The sequence below is a fragment of the Micromonospora sp. C97 genome, assembly GCF_018070385.1.
GTDB classification, from domain to species: Bacteria; Actinomycetota; Actinomycetes; order Mycobacteriales; family Micromonosporaceae; genus Micromonospora; species Micromonospora parva.
In genome coordinates, this window is record NZ_JAGPXU010000001.1 from 609,687 (window position 1) to 628,440 (window position 18,754).

10 protein-coding genes and 1 CRISPR repeat array (1 of these 11 running past the window's edge) are annotated in these 18,754 nt (G+C 65.9%); of the genes, 6 read left to right on the forward strand and 4 right to left on the reverse strand.

Going from position 1 to position 18,754, the window contains the following annotated elements:
• Window positions 1-232: 232 nt before the first annotated feature.
• From KBX26_RS02585 to KBX26_RS02595, 3 genes are all read left to right on the forward strand, one after another.
• On the forward strand, window positions 233-874 hold the full coding sequence (locus tag KBX26_RS02585; RefSeq protein WP_030331020.1) for a DUF998 domain-containing protein: 642 nt from the start codon (window positions 233-235) through the stop codon (window positions 872-874).
• A 40-nt stretch (window positions 875-914) separates the two neighbouring features.
• On the forward strand, window positions 915-1,286 hold the full coding sequence (locus KBX26_RS02590) for a YciI family protein (protein WP_030331021.1): 372 nt from the start codon (window positions 915-917) through the stop codon (window positions 1,284-1,286).
• A gap of 66 nt (window positions 1,287-1,352) precedes the next feature.
• A complete protein-coding gene (locus tag KBX26_RS02595) occupies window positions 1,353-2,591 on the forward strand; it encodes an RNA polymerase sigma factor (protein WP_210864601.1) in 1,239 nt (412 codons plus the stop codon).
• Between the two features lie 1,045 nt (window positions 2,592-3,636).
• Here the strand turns inward: KBX26_RS02595 and KBX26_RS02600 are convergent.
• The 3 genes from KBX26_RS02600 to KBX26_RS02610 form a co-directional block, all read right to left on the reverse strand.
• Entirely contained in the window at window positions 3,637-4,026 is a 390-nt protein-coding gene (locus KBX26_RS02600) for a hypothetical protein (protein WP_210864602.1), read from the reverse strand.
• Window positions 4,027-4,031: 5 nt separating this feature from the next.
• Window positions 4,032-10,829 carry a polymorphic toxin-type HINT domain-containing protein gene (locus KBX26_RS02605; RefSeq protein ID WP_374224192.1) on the reverse strand — a complete coding sequence of 2,266 codons (6,798 nt, stop codon included), beginning with the start codon at window positions 10,827-10,829 and terminating at the stop codon, window positions 4,032-4,034.
• Between the two features lie 178 nt (window positions 10,830-11,007).
• Window positions 11,008-13,788, reverse strand: a complete 2,781-nt coding sequence (locus KBX26_RS02610) for a LamG-like jellyroll fold domain-containing protein (protein ID WP_051708348.1) — start codon at window positions 13,786-13,788, stop codon at window positions 11,008-11,010.
• A 385-nt stretch (window positions 13,789-14,173) separates the two neighbouring features.
• Here KBX26_RS02610 and KBX26_RS02615 point away from each other — a divergent pair.
• The 3 genes from KBX26_RS02615 to KBX26_RS02625 all read left to right on the forward strand — a co-directional run bounded on the left by KBX26_RS02615 (window position 14,174) and on the right by KBX26_RS02625 (window position 17,084).
• Window positions 14,174-15,009 (forward strand): IS5 family transposase gene (locus KBX26_RS02615; RefSeq protein WP_245233603.1). Its coding sequence is split into 2 segments (ribosomal slippage): window positions 14,174-14,405 and window positions 14,405-15,009, totalling 837 coding nucleotides; the frame shifts between segments, so codons are not numbered across the junction.
• A gap of 666 nt (window positions 15,010-15,675) precedes the next feature.
• Window positions 15,676-16,419 (forward strand): hypothetical protein, encoded by a 744-nt coding sequence (locus KBX26_RS02620; protein WP_210864603.1) that lies wholly within the window; start codon window positions 15,676-15,678, stop codon window positions 16,417-16,419.
• Window positions 16,420-16,613: 194 nt separating this feature from the next.
• The gene (locus KBX26_RS02625; protein WP_210864604.1) at window positions 16,614-17,084 is read left to right on the forward strand and encodes a hypothetical protein; all 471 of its coding nucleotides are present in this window, start codon (window positions 16,614-16,616) and stop codon (window positions 17,082-17,084) included.
• Window positions 17,085-17,155: 71 nt separating this feature from the next.
• Here the strand turns inward: KBX26_RS02625 and KBX26_RS02630 are convergent, their stop codons facing one another.
• A complete protein-coding gene (locus KBX26_RS02630) occupies window positions 17,156-18,058 on the reverse strand; it encodes a hypothetical protein (protein ID WP_210864605.1) in 903 nt (300 codons plus the stop codon).
• Window positions 18,059-18,691: 633 nt separating this feature from the next.
• Window positions 18,692-18,754: direct repeats of the CRISPR family, unit length 28 nt; unit sequence CTGCTCCCCGCGCACGCGGGGGTGATCC; it runs 1,307 nt beyond the window's last position.

Below are 18,754 nucleotides of genomic sequence, written 5' to 3' on the forward strand. Positions count from 1 at the left end.
CGGCGCCGCCGGTCACCGACCAGGTGCCGACCAGACGGTCCAGGGCCTGCAGTTCGACGCTCGGCTCGGTGTTCTCAGACATCGTGTCCTCCTTGGTGAATGCTTGCCGGTACCTCGAAGGCGGCACCCACGCTTTGACACCCACTGGGCGTAACTCAGGTCACATCGTGGTCGTGTCGGAATCCCCGGATCGGCCACGAGGTAGCGGCAGGAACTCACCAAGGAGGAAGTCATGGCCCCCGTCGCCGCCACCGTTCCCGCCGTCCGCCGCTCGTCTGACCGGCTGCTCCTCGCCGGCGCCCTTGCCGGGCCGGTCTTCTTCGCCTCGGCCGTGACGCAGATGCTCACTCGTGAGGGCTACAACATCACGCGGCACCCGATCAGCCAGCTCGCCACCGGTAGCCTCGGCTGGATCCAGATCACCACGTTCGTGCTCGCCGGTCTCGGCGGCCTGGCGCTCGCCGCCGGTATCCGGCGCACGCTCACCGAGGGAACCGGCCGGCGTGTGCTGCCGATCTTCGTCGGGATCTTCGGTGCCGGTCTCGTCGCGGCCGGCGTGTTCACCATGGATCCGGAGCGCGGCTTCCCGGTCGGGACCCCCGACGGGCCGGTCGACCAGATGTCCTGGCACAGCATCGCGCATTCGGCCGCGGCCGCCATCGCCTTCACCGCACTGGCCATCGCCGCCATCGTGCTGACCGTCCGCCACGTCCGTCGTCGGGCCGCGCTGCCGGCGGTGCTGAACGGCGTCGCCGCGCTCATCCTGCTGCTGCCCATGTCGCCGAGCCACATGAGCATCCAGATCGCCGTGAACGGCCTGGTCGCCTTCACCTGGACGACGGTCCTCGCCCTCTCCCTGCACCGTTCGTCCTGACCGGCGTAACGTGATCTCCCGCGCAACAACAAGGATGACCATGAAGTATCTGCTGCTCAGCTACACGCCGGCCGCCGCCTGGGACGCCGCGACCGCCGACACCCCGTCCAAGGAGGCGCTGGCCGCGTTCGCCGCGTACCAGCAGTTCGAACAGGAACTGATCAAGACCGGCGAGTTCGTCAGCAGCGAGGGTCTTGGCCACCCGGCCATCAGCACGACGGTCCGCAAGAGCCCGGCCGGCGTGGTGGCGACCGACGGGCCATTCATCGAGCTCAAGGAGGTCCTGGCCAGCTTCGCGGTGATCGACGTGGCCAGCCAGGAACGCGCCGTCGAGATCGTCTCGAGGATGGTCGAGGTGCTGGGAGAACCAGTGGAGATCCGGCCGATCATGGGCACGGACTTCGCGGCATGACCGATTCAGCTGAATGCTGCCATCCGGAAGCGACAAACCGGGAGGGCACAAGAACGGCAGACCGGCGTGACGCCGGACGTCGAGCACCTGCTGCGCACGGAGGCGCCGCAGGTGCTCGGCGCGTTGGTGCGGCGCTTCGGCCACTTCGACATCGCCGAGGATGCGGTACAGGAAGCACTGCTCGTCGCGAGCCGGACGTGGCCGACCAACGGCGTGCCGGAGAACCCGCGCAGCTGGCTGATCCGGATCGGCTACCGGCGAATGGTCGATCTGCTCCGCACCGACCAGGCCCGACGCCGGCGCGAGCAGCACGCGGGCATGACCGAGCTGGCGATGCAGGACCCGGCCCGCCAGGCGCACCCTCCGCTGGAGACCGACGACAGTCTCACGCTCCTGCTGCTGTGCTGCCATCCTGCGCTGAGCCCCAGCTCCCAGGTGGCGCTCACTCTGCGCGCGGTCGGCGGCCTGACGACCGCGGAGATCGCACACGCCCACGGGACGACCGAGAGCACCATGGGTGCGCGGATCAGCCGCGCCAAGCAGCAACTGGCCCGTGCCGGCGCCCGCTTCACCCCGCCCACCGACGCCGATCGGGACAGTCGGATGAACGCCGTGATGCAGGTGCTGTACCTGATCTTCAATGAGGGCTACACGGCCTCCACCGGCGACGAGCTCGCCCGCATCGACCTGACCCGCGAAGCGATCCGGCTGACCCGCATGCTCCGCGACTCTCTGCCGGACGACCCCGAGGTGATCGGTCTGCTCGCACTGATGCTGCTCACCGAGTCGCGGCGCACTGCCCGTACCGACGGCGACGAGCTGGTGCGGCTCGACGAGCAGGATCGGACACAGTGGAATACCGCTCTGATCCGCGAGGGCACGGAACTGATCGACAGCGTCTGGCACCGACGCGAGATCGGCACGTACCAGTTACAGGCGGCGATCGCCGCCGTGCATGCCGCGACCACGTCGCCGGAACAGACGGACTGGCCACAGATCGCGGCACTGTACCTGTGGCTCGAAAGGCTCAACCCGACCGCGCCGGTACGTCTGAGCCGGGTGGTCGCGGTCGCCCACGCCTACGGGCCGGCCCGAGGACTGGCGCTGCTCGACGACCTCAACCGGCGCTACCAGCTCGATCAGGAACCCCTGACCCGACAACGGGAACGCGCCGTGCGCGCCCACCTGCTCGAGATGACCGGCAACCCGAGCAGCGCGGCGGCACGGTACCGCGAAGCAGCGGCCCTGACGGAGAACCAGGTCGAACGGCGATACCTCCTCGGCCGGGCCCACCGCCTCGGCTGACCGGTCATCGGCCCCGGGCTGCGACGGTGGGAAACATCGGCAACCCTCTCCCCGCCACCTCCGCAACGGCCGCCGGAAATGCGGCGTCCGGGAAGCGACGTTCACTGACACAGTGTCTGCAACGTCCATGCCACCGGCAGACAATCGCGGGGCGGATGGTCGTCCTACCCCGGTTCGCCGTCGGCATGATCATGGCCCGCAAGCTCGTCGCCGCCGACAACCCCCACGACGCGATCTTCGCTTCCCGGCGCGGCACCTGTCTGTCGCCCAACAGCGTCCGCCGTCAGTGGCGTGAGGCCCGCGCCGACACCGACCTCGCCTGGGTCAGCCCCCACACCTTCCGCAAGACCGTCGCCACCCTCATCAAAAAGAGACCGACACGAAAAGCGCCGCAGCACAGCTCGGACACTCCAGCGAGGAGGTCACCGCCACGTACTACATCGCCAAACCCGCCCAAGCCCCGGACGTCTCGGACATCCTCGAGCGACTCGGCAGCGACCGCAGGCGCCGCCCCACACCCGCACTGCCCAACGATGCGCAGGGATGACGAATCCGGTTCCCGACCCCGGCAAATGGGGGGTTTTCGGGGGGGCGGTTCAAAACCCCATAGACAAACTTAAAGCCCTGACCAGCATTTCCGCTGGTCAGGGCCTTCTTGTCTGTCGGGACGGCCGGATTCGAACCGACGACCCCTTGACCCCCAGTTTTACAACGATTCTGTCACGGCGTGTCGGAACAGGCTGATAGGTCCTCCAATGCGGACAGAACCGCATCTCCTAATGATGCCCTCTGCCGACTCGTGTCAGCCACTCCTCCGCCGCGGACCTCGATCCGTTACCGAAGTGGTTACGGCGGTCAGTCAAGAGTCCGCGCTGACGTCGAGTCCAGGAAGATATGGCGGACCGCACTTCCCGCACGGCGTCCTAGGACAATATTGATGGCGGGTGACCACAAAGCCCGAGCCCTGTACGGCAGGAATGGGCCTCTAGGACTTTCCGTCCTGCCTTGCAGCCACCCAGCGAGCGCTGCCGCCACTTAGTCCGCCTCAGTCTTTCGAGACCATCGAAATCCCACCCGATGCCAGCGAGAAGATCCGGGCAAAAGCCCTCCGAACGTCTAGATCACGATCAAGTCGGTCCAGTGATTCAAACCTTGCTGGGTCAAGATCGATCGTGACAATTCCGCCAGCATCTCCACCATCCGCGGAAGAGAACAGCACGAGACACCGATAGGCACGCACAGCTTCCCCCCGCTCCTCGCGCATCAATGACTGGAGGAGCACTGCTTCTTCCTTGACTTGTCCACGGAGTGCATCCACCGAGGTCCAGCGAGTTGCCAGACCGCGCTCCTCTGCCTCTATCTGGATTTCGAGTAGCGTATCGAAACTGATTCGACAAACGCGGAAGTCGTTGTCAGATGACTGAATCATAGGCATGAATACTACTCTCCGTCGCGTACCTGGATCTTGATTTCGGTGTTTGGGTCAATGCGCCCGTCTTGAATCCGTGTTTGGAGCTCGTCCCAACGGTGATGACCGCCAAGGATCGTGCCGTTACGCGAAACGACGATTCCATCACCCATTGGAGCGTTGTTGATCCCGTCCAGGAGTTCGTCGTTGCTCAGATACTCGTGGTACCACTGAGACGCCGGATCCCGCGTGGACTGGCCCGGCTTATATCTCCCGGCGAGGCCACTAGCCGTTTCGGCCGTCGTCGACCAACACCCAGTGTTATGCACAAGTACAGGAGTCGTGCCAGCCAACACATAGTACGTGTGAATATCATCGACTGTGAGGTTGTAGGCGCTTGCTCGGTGGGCGGTCGTCCAGTCTATCCCGTTGGCAGGGAGTCGCTTGCCGGTGCCCGTGTAGAGACTATCTCCGTGGTCTAGCTGTTGGCTTTGCTGCCATTGCTTGTCCGTTGCGTTCCAGAACGGGTGGTCTTCCGTGGTGGTGATGCTTGTGCCGTCGGCGAGTTTGAGTGCGACGAGTTGGTCGTCGTGTACCCAGACGTGCGTTACGATCCGCGGGCCTTCTTCCCCGGTTTCGGGGTCGGTAGCAAGAACCTCGTCGCCTGGGGTGATCTCGCTGATTGGTTTCGTGGTGCCGTCGGCGAGGAGGACCTTTGTCTCGGCGGAGAAGCTGCAGGCCTTCGCTGCAAGGTTGGCGAGCCTCTTCGCGCCTGCGGCTTCTCCGATAATGGGTAGCATCGCAGCGGCGGATAGTGCGGCGCCTTTCCAGTCTCCGCGTGAGAGGGCGATGGCCGCGCTGAGGCCGTCGGCCGGCTCACCGACGACGGGGAGAAATCCGATGATGGTGAGGAGCGCTTCGAGGTCGCCGCCGCTGGAGTAGTACTGCGTGATGCACATGCTGTCGCCGCCACAAAGGACTTCGATGGTCGCCTGGTCGGGGTCCATCCGATTGCCTTGGACGAGGTTCCGCATCATTTCGCAGTTTTTACCGAGGTAGCCTGCGCAGACATAGTGCCTTTCGGTGAAGGTCGCCAGGAAGGCCTCTTTCGCTTCTTGGCGGGCTTCCCCTGCGTCCTTGTGCGTCGCCGCGATGCTCGTGTCGGTGTGGGGACTTGAAGGAGGGGGCGAGGTTGTATTGCCGGGTGTAGGCGCTCCCCAGGTGTCCGAGCAATGGCCGTTGTCGCAGGCTTGACCGCCCCCGGGGTCGAGTCCGCTGGGGTCGGAGAGGGTGACGGGGTTGTTGTTGGCGTAGGAGTAGCCGCTCCAGTGTTGGGGGTCGGTGAGGTCCATTAGGGGGTCGACGCTGATGAATCGACCGATGGAGGGGTCGTATTCTCTGGCGCCGAGGTGGGTGAGGCCGGTGGGGTCTTGGGTGCCGCCAACGAAGCCCTTGTCCATACCGGCTGCCCAGGTGCCGATGGTGGCGCCTCGTTGTTCGCCGTAGGGGGTCATGCGGCGTTTGGCTACGGCGAGGGTGGTGGCGTTGATGGTGAGTTCGGCGGTGCCGTGGTGGTCGCTGGTGATCCAGTTCAGGCCGGTGGCGGTGCGGATGGCGATGGTTTGGCCGGCGTGGGTGTAGTAGCGGGTGGCTTTTTTGGTGGTGCCGCTGGTGGTGTAGCGGACTTCGGTGCCGTCGGGGAGGTAGAGGGTTTTGCCGGTGGCGTCGGTTCGGACGAGTCGATTGCCGTCGGCGTCGTAGATATAGCTGGTCGTGGTGGAGTCAGTGGAGCTCAGGACCTTCCCTTCGCGGTCCCAGGTGAGGGTTTGTGTGGCGCCGGTGGTGGTGGGTCGAGTTTTGGTGTTGCCAGCGTTGTCGTAGGTGTAGCCGCGGGTCCAAGTGCTAGCGCCGCTGGCGCTGACACTGGTGACGGCGTGCGGTCGGGCCGCGCCAGGGGCTGGGTAGGTGTAGGTGAAGGTGGCGTTGGTGCTGCCGTGCCGGATGTCGGTCTTGCGGTTTCCGTCGGGGCTCAGGGTCCAGGTGCGCCAGTACGGGTAGGCGGAGCCGTCGACCTGCGTCCAGGCGGTGGGTTTCGTGGTGCAGCTACCGCTTTCCGGGGACCACGCCTCGGTCAGGCGACGCAGGTAGTCGAGGGTGAAGCACTGGTTGTCGGCGACGCCGCCGACGGGGGTGTCGTGGATCTCGGTGATGTTGCCCGCGGGGTCGTAGCGGTAGTTGTAATTGGCCGCTTCGGCCTTGAGTTCGGGTACGACGTTGGTGCTCGTGAGGCGGCGGGTGGGTTCGTCGATGGTTGAGGTGACGGCGACGCGTGAGCCGTACGCGCCGAGTTGCCGCTGGGTCAGCTGGCCGAGCTTGTCGTAGATGACGGAGTAGACGTAGATCTGGGAGGCCGACAGGAGGGTTCCTGGGTCGCCGACGTCGGTGTAGCCGAACGTCAGCTTCTCTGAGGGCAGGTCGGCGGCGGCGGGCATGGTGACCTGGTAGGGCTGGCCGTTTGCCCGGTAGCTGGTCGTGGTGGTGTAGGTGCAGGTGTTGGGGGTGGCGGCGGCGCACAGGGTGGACTCGCTGGCGGGCAGCACGACGGACGTGACGGTGGGTCGACCGTAGGCGTCGTATTCATCGATTCGGGAGTCGTAGCGGTTGCCGTTGGCGAAGCGTGAGGCGGACGAGATCTTGCCCTTGCCGTTGGCCCTGGTGTCGTACACCCAGTTGCTACGCAGAGCGCCGGTGACGGAGTCGTCGCGCATGCTGATCTTGCGGCCGAGCTCGTCGTAGGTGTAGGCCGTGGTGGCGGTGCCCGTGCCGGTGCCGACTTGAATCTTGGTGGTTGCGATGTTGCCGGCGACGTCGTAGGTGGTCTCGGTGGTGCCCTTGTCGGGGTCGACGGCCTTGATCTGGCGGCCGCGCAGGTCGTAGGTGTAGGACCAGACGTTGGCGCCGGTCGCGTCTGTGAGGGTCTTGGTCTGTCCGAGCAGGGTGTAGGTGTAGGTGGTCTGGTCGAATTTGGTCGTGTCGTCGCTGCCGACGTCGGCGGGGTTCTTGTACTGCCTCAGGGCGGTGGTGCGGCCTTGGGCGTCGGTGATGGTGGTGGTGGCGGTGCCGCCGGCCGGTGGGGTGGTGTTGACCCGGTCGCCGCCGTATGCGGTGGTGGTGCGCCACTTTTCCGCGCCGTTGGCGAGCAGAATCTGCGCGACCTGCCGCCCTGCGCCGTCGTAGGCGTAGGTAGTGATGGAGGGGATCTGGCCCTGTGGTTGCGCGAGGGCCGTGTCGTTGACGGCGGCGTTGGTGCTGTCCGAGTAGGGGGCGGAGGTCCAGTCGGTGGCGCCGAGGCTGTTGGTTCGGTTGTCGGTGATCGTTCGCCCGCCGACGGTTGCCTGGAGCTGGTTTTGTCGCAGTCGTAGGAACCCGTCGTAGAGGTTCACCGATTTGCGGTACGCCGTGCCGGTTGGCAGGAGGATTTCGGTGGTGACCGCTGATGGGGCGCCACTGCGGCGCAGCTTGTAGGTGAATTTTGCGCTGGCGGTCTGCGTGGCACTGTCGCGGCCGGGTACCCAGGCGTTGGTGAGCCGGCCGAGCCCGTCGTAGGTGAGGTTGGTGACAGCGCCGTTGGGGTCGGTGACCTTGGTCGCGGATCCCCAAGCCGGTGCGATGGCCGTCGTGACCGTATGGCTCTTGGGGTTGGTCACCACGGTCTGGGTGACCAACCCGCCGTTGGCCGTCGTGTAGCCAGTGGTCGTGGTGTAGCCGCGCGGATCGGTGACCGATTGGAGTCGACCGTTGGCGTCGTAGGTGCTGCTCGAGAGCCGGGTGTAGACCGGGGTGGTGCCGCTGAACTTCTCCAGCTGCTCGGTGCGGACGACGTTGCCGCGGGTGGGTGCCTGCCCGAAGGAGCTGTCGTCGACGTAGGTGTCGAAGAAGGTGCGCGACCGATTGAGGACGGTCGACGGTTCCGCAGGGTTCGGAGCGCCGGCACAGCGGATGGACAGGGTTTCGCTTTGTGAGACCTTGTCGATCATCCAGGTGCTGTCGTTGCGGGCGTAGGTGGTGCGGGTGCAGGTGTCGTCCGCGGTGGTGGACTCGTCGCCCTGGTCTTCGACGGCGGTGGTGAGGCCGTCGGTGTTGAAGCTGACAATGGTTTTGGTGTAAAGGTGGCCGCCGACGGCCCGAGCGGTGCGTGTGCGGGTGATATCGGTGTTGGTCATCCACGCCCGGGTGGTGATGCCTTCTCGGTTACGGGTAGCGGTCGGCCCGTTGATCCACGGATCGTTGCGCGTGGAAGAGGTTTCCGCGCCGCCTCGACCGTTGTAGGTGATGGCTTGCAGCTCGAAGCCCTGCAACGCTTCGTGGTCTTCGACCGTGCCACCCCAGGTGTCGCTGACCCATACGTCTTTGACACCGTCTGCGGCCTTGTCACCGTCCAAGCCGCGCAGGTAGCGGTGCTCGACGGCGGTCTGCTGCCCGGCCGGGTCGCCGTGATAGACAACGACTTTGCCGTAGCCGCGCCAGTCGCTCCAGGTGCGGTACTTGTCCTTGGTCAGCTCATCGTTGTTGTAGGCCCAGGCGGGGTTGTCGTAGGCGTACTCGGTGACCTCGGTTGGCTGGTCGGTGACGGTGTCATCAAGGTCGATGCGGGTGACGACGTACTTGTGGAACCAGTCCAGGCTCAGTTCCTGGCCTTCGGGCGCGTAGTAGGAGGGCATGCACCGCTTGGTGTTGCTGGCCGGTGAAGGCAGGGTCGTGCGGGTGCAGTCTGGTCCGGAGTAGCTGACGATGACGTCGCCGCCGCTCTCGGTGTGTACGGTCTTGATTCGCCAGCGATTCAGATCCGAGCGCTGGTCGGAGGGTCCGTCAACCCGGTTGGGCAGCGGTTGGGCGCCGGTGTCGAAGGTGATTTCCGGGTCGGAGACGGCGGCGCCGCCGGCGGTGGTGACGTGGCCGGTGCGGGTGATGCCCCGCAGCCACATCGGGGTGGACTCGCCGGTGCCGGCGTTGATGAACTCGTGCCGCAGCGACCACGATTCCACGTCTGCGTAGGTGGACGTGCCGTTGCGCACCTGGGTGGTGACCTTCTTGAGCCGGCGGGCGGTCCAGTAGGTCGGGGCGCCTTGTTCGGTGCATTGGTCACCAGAGTTGCAGTACTGGTCCCACGGGGTGTCGAACCATTGCGCGTTCACCGGGTCGGAGGTCCATGCCGCGCCCGTCCAGCAGTTCGACAGGCACCGCTCGGCGGTGTCGAACACCACTCGCAGCGGCGCGGCCTGGGCGTACTCGGCGTCCTTGCGCATGCCGTACTCAATGCGCTTGAGGTAGCCGCCGCGGTCGTAGGTGGTGCGCTTGGCGGGGTCGTTGTCCTTGGCGTAGGCGCCGCTCTCCTTGCCGTAGAAGTAGGCCATGGTGTTGGAGTTCGGGTCCACGACGTAGTCGAGGTTCCACCGCCACGCCTGCGTGCAGAAGGCGTTGACGAAGGTGGCGTCGTAGCAGGGCTCGCCAGAGTTGTTGCCGTTGACCGGGACGGTCCACACCGAGTCGGTGACCGGGTTTCCGCTGACCCAGTTGGGTAGCTTGTGGTAGCCGAAGAAGTACTGGGTCCCGTCGGTGGTGGTGACCTTCCAGTACTCGTTGTCGTTGTCGCCGTTGCCCCGCGCGGAACTCGCGAGCTTCTCAATCTTGGTGCCGTCGTCGTTGCGCAGCCGCCACACTGCCCCGTCCTTGATCAGCTCACTGGCGTGGCCGTTGAGTGACAGGGTCGCGTTGTCCGTGAACCAGCACTGGTCCCCGGTCTTGTGGTTGGGGTTGTCGTCAGCGCACGACCGGTATGTGCGTTCGATGAAGCCGGGCCAGGAGTCCCAGCCGTCACCGATCCAGGAGCCCTGGTTGTTGGTCAGCGCGGTCTTGCCGTCGATGCTGCCGGAGGAGTAGGAGAAGCTGACATTGGGAGCGGGACCGCCGAGCGCCGGCGGCATCCTCAACGGGTGGGACCACGAGAAGTCGCCGCTCTGGGTCGATACCTGCCACTGGCCCGCCGGGGACAGGCTGGTTGCGGTGTAATCGCCGCTGTCGCCGGAGGCACCGGCTTCGGCGGCGAGCAGCATGGGGCTGCTGCCGGTAAGGGCGATGTCGGTCGACAGGAGGCTGTCCGGAGTGTCGTTGACCGTCCGCAGGGCGCTGCGTTTCTGACACGACGACATTTCAGGGGTGGTCAGTGCACACGCGGGTAGTGCCACCAACCGCAGCCGGGAAGCCCAGTCGCCGCCATAGGCGTCGGCGAAACCGGCGTAGTCGATCTGCAGACCGGTGCGTCCTGCCGCCGATGCGCCGTCGGCACCTTCGACCGAAACCAGAAGGCCTTGCACACCGGCCTTCTCCGTTGTCGATCGGTTGTGCACGGTCACCTTGACCGCGTCGACGCTTGCAGCGGCACTCTTGCTGAAGCCCTCGGCAGGCGGAGATATCGTCACCGGCAGCGCCCCGGCGCGGGCGCGCACCGGGCCGGTAAGACCCGCTCGAGTACTGGCAGCCTTGGCCGCGGCTGCCTGCGCCTGGCTGAGGTCGGCCGTAGCGGTGCCGGAAGGCCAGGTGATTTTCTTGGCCTTGGTCGTCACGCTCGACGCGGCATGCGTGGAGCGGCTCTTGCCGGGTACCGCGTCACGTACCACCACACCGGTGGCTTCCTTCGGCGTCGGCGCCGTCCACTTCGGTGCGGCCTCAGCTCGCTGTGCTGGTTGCCCCAGCCCGCTGGCCAGCACGGCGATCGACAGACCGCTGGCGAGCAACGCCGATCGCCACAGCCGCCGATTGAAGAAGGCCACTCGCGCTCGACCGGAACCAGTTCCACTCACCAGAACGCTCCCCATGCGGTACAGACGACAGAGTCGACCGGCGTTGGCCGGTGTCTTGCCAAGCCCTGCGGTGGGTGGCACCGCCACCCGCCTTGTTGCTGCGCCGCCACGGCCGGCGTCTCTCCGGGCCGTGGCGGCCTTTAGCTGGTTACTGCGAAGCTTGTTGACAGATCTCCGAGTCCGACAGGACTCTCTGATAGGCGCGCACGTCGTCGATGTCGCCGCTGAAGTCGTGCCCGATCCTGAACGGGGCAGTGGCCGACCAGGAGGGCGGCGCGGTTGCCTCGGTGACCTCGCCTGCGCAGGAGTTCGGGTCGCCCATCACGTAGACGCGCATCTTGCCGGTGACCCGGTCGTAGCGGCCGGCCACGTGGGCCCACTCACCGTTGGTCGGGATACCGACGTTCTGGCCCGCGCAGGAGATGGTCTTGCTGGCGCCGGTAGCGTCCGCGCTCGACAGCGTGAAGCACCAGCCGCCCCGGCCGCCGTTGGCGTCTTGGCGGTACTGCAGCTGGAACCGCGACATCCAGGACCCGTCCTGGGTAAGGAACGTCTGCAGGGGGCGCGCCGACAGGCTGCCCGGACGTACCCATGCCATGACAGTGAAGCTCTTCGTCGTGTCCAGTACCGGCCCGCTCGTCACCGCGCCGTCCCCGACCGCACCGGACACGTGCAACGCGTTCTTCAGATAACCAGGCACGAAGTGCGCACCGCCGGTGAGCGTCCCAGGATTGCGCGCGCTGAAGCCGCTTCCGGTGTCCGCCGCAGTCTTCGCCGGGTCCGTCTCGTCGAACGTCCAGTGCGAGTACGCGTTAGGGACGGGAGAGACCCAGAACTGGTAGTCGTACGTGCTGCTGGTGTTGCCAGCGCTGTCCTTCGCCTTCACATGAAGTGTGTGGACCATGTCAGTGGCCGGGGTGTAGGTCGCCGACGCCGACGTGGTGGTGGTCGCGCTTCCGCCATCGATGTCCCAGGTGTACTCCGCGGCGCCGGCGGCCGTGAACGCGAACGTTCCCGCCGTGCCCGGCGTGGCACCCCACGACTTGAACGGATACTGGGTAGAGGTCACGTTCGACACCGTCGGCGGGGTGTTGTCGATCGTGAAGCTGTACCAGGAACCCCATCCACTCCACAGCCCGGCTTCATCCATGCTCGTCGCGTGCCAGTAGTAGGTGACCCCGGCCACCAGCGACCCAGCCGGCACCTTCGACGTAGCGACGCCCGTGGCATTACCTACCGTTGTCACGGAGGCGAAGGGCATCGTGGTGCTGCTGACCGCGATCGTCCCTGTCAGGCTCGCCGAGGTCCGGATCTCGAACGCGGTCCCCAACACACCGCCGAAGCGGTCCTGCACCTGTGCCCGCAAGGTCGGGGTGAAACTACGCAGCACCGCGGGTGACGCGCACTGCCGGTAGCAGTCCGTCGTGGTAGTGAACGCCAAGCCCACAGGCGGGTTCGGCTTCACGTCGAACGTGGCCACCAGGTACGTCCTGTCGGTGAAGAACTTCTTCCACCGGTCTTGAGCGCTCTCCCATTCATCTTCCTGGTTGCAGGCGCACAGGCCCACCCAGTAGGAGTTGCTGCTGCCCACTTGCGCCTGCACGTCCTGCAGAAGGGTGCCGCCTTCGAATACCGCGTCGGAGTTCTGCTGCTGCGACCCGCACCCGCCCGCTTCGTTGGCGTTGCCCTCCCAGGAGTCCAACCAGGTGGCCGATGATCCAAGAGGATACGAGGACCAGGCCAGCCGGTTGCCGCTGGACGCCGTCCAACTCCCGGTGCGGTACAGGTGCACCCAGGTTGGTTCACACGACGAGGAGTGATCCAGCTTCATCAGGACCTTGGCGGTCAACACCGTTGTGTCACTCATCGCGGAGGTGTCGAAGCTGAAAAACGAGCGGTAACGGGCACCCGACTCCGGACTCAGTCCCACCCGCGCGGAGCTGGTGTCGTTGTTCTCCCCGTTACTACTCGCATACGCCCACTTCGACCGCAGTTTGCTGAAGGCCGGATCGATGAACAGCGGGAACGCCGCCGGCGACGCAGCCATCATGTTCGGGTCAGGCGTCAGCGTCAGGTCGCTGCCGGAAACCGCCACCTCTACCGGAGCTGACGCAGCCAGTACTCCCGGACGCTGCGCGGTCGAGACCAGATCGGACGGTACTGGCACCTCAGTGCCGGTCCCTGCCTGACCTGTGTCCTCTGGGCTTGCCACCCGTTCCTGCAGGCCGGGTGTGGGCGTCGAGATCGACGAATCCCACATCACTGCCGGCGACGCCTGCAGTAACTCCTCACCCGACGCGTCCGCCAGACTCAGACCGCCGTCGACCGCGCGGGTGACCCTCATGTCGCCGCCCAGGCCGTAGCGAACCTGCCGCAACGCCGGATTAGTCGCCGCCTGCGGCGTCAACACCTCCAACACATGCCGGAACCCAGCCCGATCCGCCGTGACGTGCAAATTCACCCCCGGCAGAACATCGTCGTAGATCGCCGTCGCCCCACTCACCCGGGGCACAGGCAGCGATCCCGGCCAGCTCAGCTCGAACGTGGCAGCGCCTTCCCGCCAGGTCACCAGCGCGCCTGTACCACCACCGGAGAACGTCATGTCCGCCGTCGAGGCCACCGGCGCGAGTCCACCAGACACAGGTCGCAGCGCCAGATCAATATCCGCCCACGTGCCGTCCTTGCGATGCACCCGTTGCGGCACCACCGCCGACTCCAACCGCCCCACACCTGACGCGTCGACGAACACCTGCGTGGTCTCAGAGCGCTCGCCGAGCACCTCAACGCTCTCGTCACACTCGGCAGCGAGCAGCGCCGCCGCCCGGACATCCTCACGAACCAACGTCGCGCAATCCGCCGGGGCCGCAGCGGCCTGATCCGGCGTCGCTATCAGCGGCACCACCGCGCCAAGGCTCACCGACAGCAGCACAGCGGCGAACGATCCGAGCCCGCCCCAATGCCTGCCGCGCCTACGCGGCTCAGCTCCGAAGCGGAGACATGCAGCAACCACCCAAGGCCCCCGTTGATCACACCCAATGAGTGGCCGAACTGTAGGAGCCCTGACAATCGCCTGTAAAGATCAATCACAACTTGAAAGGATCAAAGGGACAGTAGGACACCTGTCCGGCAGCAGCCTCACCTACAGTGACTCGTTCCGCATCCGCTGCTGTTCAGCTCGTCGTAGCACCTGATCGTCTCGTCCGCAGTGGGTGGCAGCAGCCCTTGCTTCCTTAGAGCGCGTTTGGTTTGTGGGTTGGTCGGGTGTGTCGCACAGCAGGTCCGATCGATGAGGGTGACTCGGTCGGTAGACGGGTATGGATCGAGTGCGGCGGTACCCCTCTGACCTGACCGACGCCGAGTGGGAGATCATCCAGCCGATGCTGCCGTCTCCGCAGTGGATGGGCAGACCCGAGAAGCATCCCCGCCGGGCCGTCATCGACGCCATCTTGTACGTGGTGCGCACCGGCTGCGCGTGGCGGTACCTGCCGGTCGACTTCCCGCCGCGGCAAACCGTGTACGCCCACTTCACCCGCCTCAACGACCGGGTGTGACCGAGCGGATCCTGACCGAACTACGCGAGCAGATCCGGGTGACTCACGGCCGCGAGCCCGAGCCGACGGCGGGCATCATCGACTCGCAGAGCGTCATAGGCGCCGACACCGTGCCGCGCGACTTCCGCGGCTACGACGCTGGCAAGAAGACCAACGGCCGGAAACGGTTCATCGTCACCGACACCCTCGGCCTCCTGGTCACCGTCTGGGTCCTCGCCGCCTCGTGGCAGGACCGCGACGGAGCCAAAGGCGCCCTGCTCGCCACCTACGCAACCACCCCGATCCGGCACGTCTTCGCCGACACCGGCTTCGCCGGTCGCCTCGTCGACTGGGCCCGCGACCTGCTGCGCACCACCGTCGAGATCGTCCGCAAACCCGCCGACCAACGAGGGTTCGTCGTTCACCCTCGCCGCTGGGTCGTCGAGCGAACCCTGGCCTGGATCACCGCCCACCGCCGCCTGGCCCGCGACTACGAAACCCACCGCGCAACGTCAGAGGCCATGATCCGATGGGCCGCCCTCGGCGGCATGCTCCGCCGCCTCGCCCGCGGCGAACCCGCCACCCGCCAACAACGCCTCACCTTCAACACACCCGACTGACAGCAATGTGAAACGCGCTCTTAGGCAGGCGGCAGCCGCAGGACGACCCATGTTGAGCTCACCGTGCCCAAATCTGGTTCCAGCCGACCGACGAAGCGACATCTGGCGGCAGCTGTAGCACTTGACGCGGAATCAAGAACCAAACTGCCGCTCCATCCAGTACGCCGACGAAGCGGCAGGCCAGAGCGATCTACAGCACGCGCGCCGACGGCCAACCATCCACGCCGTTACCGCCGAGAAAGATCATCCGTTACCGGATGTTACCGCCGTTACCGGAGAAGATCTTCATCTCCCCAGGTCAATCGGTCGGGACGGCCGGATTCGAACCGACGACCCCTTGACCCCCAGTTTTACAACGATTCTGTCACGCTGTGTCAGAACAGGCTAAAACGTCCTTAAAAACGGATAGTAACGACGCCTTCAAATGCCGGTTCATGCCGGTGGTCACCGCCTCATCCGCCCGTTGCGATCCCTGCCGTTACCGGGCTCGTTACCGCGGATCGTCAAGCGCTTCCCATGCCAGGCAGTCCGGACGAACTCCTCCCTTGCGCGACCATCGGCGGCCCACCAAGCGTCGATCGGCGGACCGGATGGGTCCCGCGAGATTGGACGCGCGGTGTCGCACGACCGTTGCTTCAAGAGATCACCTGCGGCACCATGATCGCGATGACAAAGCACCTGGACTGGGTAGACCGCTACGTCGCCGGGCAACAAGATCGGGTATGGCATGAGATGCGGCAGCTGGGGAGCCGTGTCCGTGAGCCAGCCTTCGCCCCGCAGGCGCAGGCGGTATGCGACGAGATGGCCCGCCGAGCCCGGAGCAACATCGAAACACTGGTCACGCGACTGCGCGAGCAGGGCTACCGATTCCACCAGAACGACGACGACCAGACCCCGACAGAGCCGCACACGCCACCCGGCCCGAAGGCGGAAGAGCTCCTTCACTGGCTGGAGCAGCGTCTCGGTCCGCTCCCGATGGTGCTGTCGTCCTGGATCCGGATCGTGGGCGACGTGTGGTTGGTGGGAACACACCCGCAATGGCCCAACTCGGCTGCGGCCGACCCCCTGGTGCTGGAGTTGGCGGGTTCCCGCTACCCGAACAGCGACATCCGCGAGTACTTCGCGGAAGAGATCGAGGCGTGGCAGGAAGACCAGGAAGAATTGGACGAACCATTCCTGCTGCCCGTCGCACCCGACCACTACCACAAGGACAACGTCAGCGGCGGCGGCCCCTACGGCATCACCCTGCCCGATGCATCCGCCGACGCGTACTTCGTGGGCGAGGCCCGCATGCCCCTGGTGTCATACCTCAACTGGGCCTTCCGGCACGGCGGCTTCCCCCGTCCCACGGGCGACCAGGCACAGTGGGACGTCATCCGCCAATTGCGGGACGGCCTTCACCGACTCTGACGGACGCAAGCGAACACCTCCCCGACTGCAACCCAGACCACAGACGGCAGGGGTGCTGATGCCTCACAACCTTCGGCACGACCAGTAGCCACAGACCCGCCAGTCGCCATGCCACGCCGCCGTACGCGCGCCACCGTGCGATGATTTGCGAGCTCGGCGCCGAACAGCCGCCGCAGCCGGTATAGGAGATCACCGTGGGATTCTTCGGCACCTACCTCTTTGATGGAGGCCGGTGGACGGCGCATGGAGCTAACGAACAGCCGGCCCTTCCGGAGCCGTGGCTGCTAGTCGATATCCACGACAGCGACATCGCAACGCTCACCTACCGCCCGGCCGGTCCAGGCAGCGGCATCGCTTACCTGGGCTACACCCCGCGCACGTACTTCGAGAATCCGGACGCCTCGGCGCCAACTGACGTCGTGCGTGAAGCTGCCGGCCTAAGCGTCTGGTGGGCACAGCAGCGCGGTGGGGCGAGCGACATCGAGCGCAGCGCGAAGGAAGGCGAACTGACCGCCTATCTCGCCGCGGATCTCGACCCGGCAGACATCGGCCCCGACGACGAGGATGACGACGACCTGGACGATGCCGAGATCTTCGTCGAGGTCAAGGCCGCACGGTTCCTCACGGCGCTGGGCCTGCCGACGCCCGACGCCCTATCCCACTGACCAATCCCGCCGTCCTCGACTGCACCGCTGAGCCTCGGCATCGGTTTTCCAGCTCGGTGCTGGCTCTCGGTTCAGAGCCCAGTTGGTCGACGTGCTGGCTGTTCTGCTTCAACGACGGCGGCGAAGCGACGGCCAACTCCGGTGACGTCGATGGGTTGCCCGGCGAGGCGGGCAAGGAACATGTCGAGAGGGTAGCGGGCCAGCACGTGGTAGCGGGCGAGGTACATGACGACTGCGGTGACCAGATGGCCGGAGCCTGGTGCGAGAAGGGCATAGGCCAGCACCTGCTCGGCGAGTGCATCCAGCTGATAGGCATCGTCGAAATGGCCCGTCTTGTATTCGACGATGGTGGTGCCGGCGAGGAAGTCGGCGATGCGAAGTCCGCCCAGCAGGCTCAGAGAGGCGGTGACGGGTCCGCAGCCGCGCAGCGCGTTGCGGAAGCCGCTGGTGTAGCTGGCCCAGAAGGCGGCGAAGGCAGGGCGAGCGGCGTGCGCGGCGGTCGCGTACGCGGTGATGGCCCGCCGGTCGCGCAGCACTGCCTCGATCACCTCCCGCGCCTCGTCCGGGTTCGCCCGGCGTGCATGCACGGCCTTATTGAGGTCGGGGAGAAGGCTGCCCACCGTGAACAGTCGAGCGCCGGGGATGTGGTCGGTGGTCTTGCGCCACGGCCCGTCGGGAGTGTCGGTGGTTGGCGCGTATCCGGCGGTGGCGAGCAGGCGCCGCCTTCCGGCCGCAGGCAGCTGCTTGATCAGGTGCAGGTATGGCGGTGCTTCGCACAGGTCAAGGGCGAGTGTCCGTTCCATCGCCTGGCCGAATCGGTCTGGCTCAGGTGCGCAGGCGTGGATGGCTGCAGGGGCGCGGCTGATACGACCCTGCAGGTCGGCGATGAGCCAGGCCCGATGCGGAAACTGCTGGGCGAGCCAGCGCATTGACGCTGGCGGTTCACTGCAGCTGCGGATTGCGTACGAGGTCATGAGGGCACTCCTTCGCAGGTGAGGGCACACCGGAACGTCGTGGCACCTAACCGGCGTGAGGCGGCAGCGAGCCAGGCATTGCCCGATGCGGAGGAACACGCAGCGGGCTCGTCGACGACTGCAACCAAAGGGATCCGAAGGCGCGCCGCAGGCGGGGTCTTAGCCCGTTGGCATCGATGGCCGACTCATCGGGCTCCGCACAACTGGGCGGCATAGCAGCAGGCTCAGCAGCTGGACGAGGCCAGCTTTACGACCGACCGTACGCGCCGCCGTGACTACGGACAAGCCACCCGGCGATGTTCTGCCCGCTACTCGACAGGCTCAGGCGATCGGCATTGGCATAGATCAGCCGGTAACGTAGGGTACCGACGGAGTTCCACTTATCATCCCTACCTCGCGTTCGTGGGCCCACTGACCGCGCTCGTAGGTGGCGAGCGCGGACGTTACCTTTGCTCAGCCGGTAGACGACGCTGGCCGTCTCACTTGCGCCTCACCAACTACGCTGTAGCCGAACTCGCTTGCCCTCCGGATGCCTCCTTGCACTAACAGGCACCGAGACCGAGTAGGATGATCTTGCGGAATCTAGTGAATAAAAACCGCGAAGTCGATCTCTAACGCCCCAGGTCAAGAAGTCTGCTCCCCGCGCACGCGGGGGTGATCCGGCTGAAGACCCGAAGCGGTCGTGGGAGAAGATCT

Bases quoted from the DNA above. Each gene is read 5' to 3' on its own strand.
- KBX26_RS02585 (WP_030331020.1), top strand. From the start codon at position 233: ATGGCCCCCGTCGCCGCCACCGTTCCCGCCGTCCGCCGCTCGTCTGAC.
- KBX26_RS02590 (WP_030331021.1), top strand. From the start codon at position 915: ATGAAGTATCTGCTGCTCAGCTACACGCCGGCCGCCGCCTGGGACGCC.
- KBX26_RS02600 (WP_210864602.1), bottom strand. From the start codon at position 4,026: ATGCCTATGATTCAGTCATCTGACAACGACTTCCGCGTTTGTCGAATC.
- KBX26_RS02620 (WP_210864603.1), top strand. From the start codon at position 15,676: ATGACAAAGCACCTGGACTGGGTAGACCGCTACGTCGCCGGGCAACAA.
- KBX26_RS02630 (WP_210864605.1), bottom strand. From the start codon at position 18,058: ATGACCTCGTACGCAATCCGCAGCTGCAGTGAACCGCCAGCGTCAATG.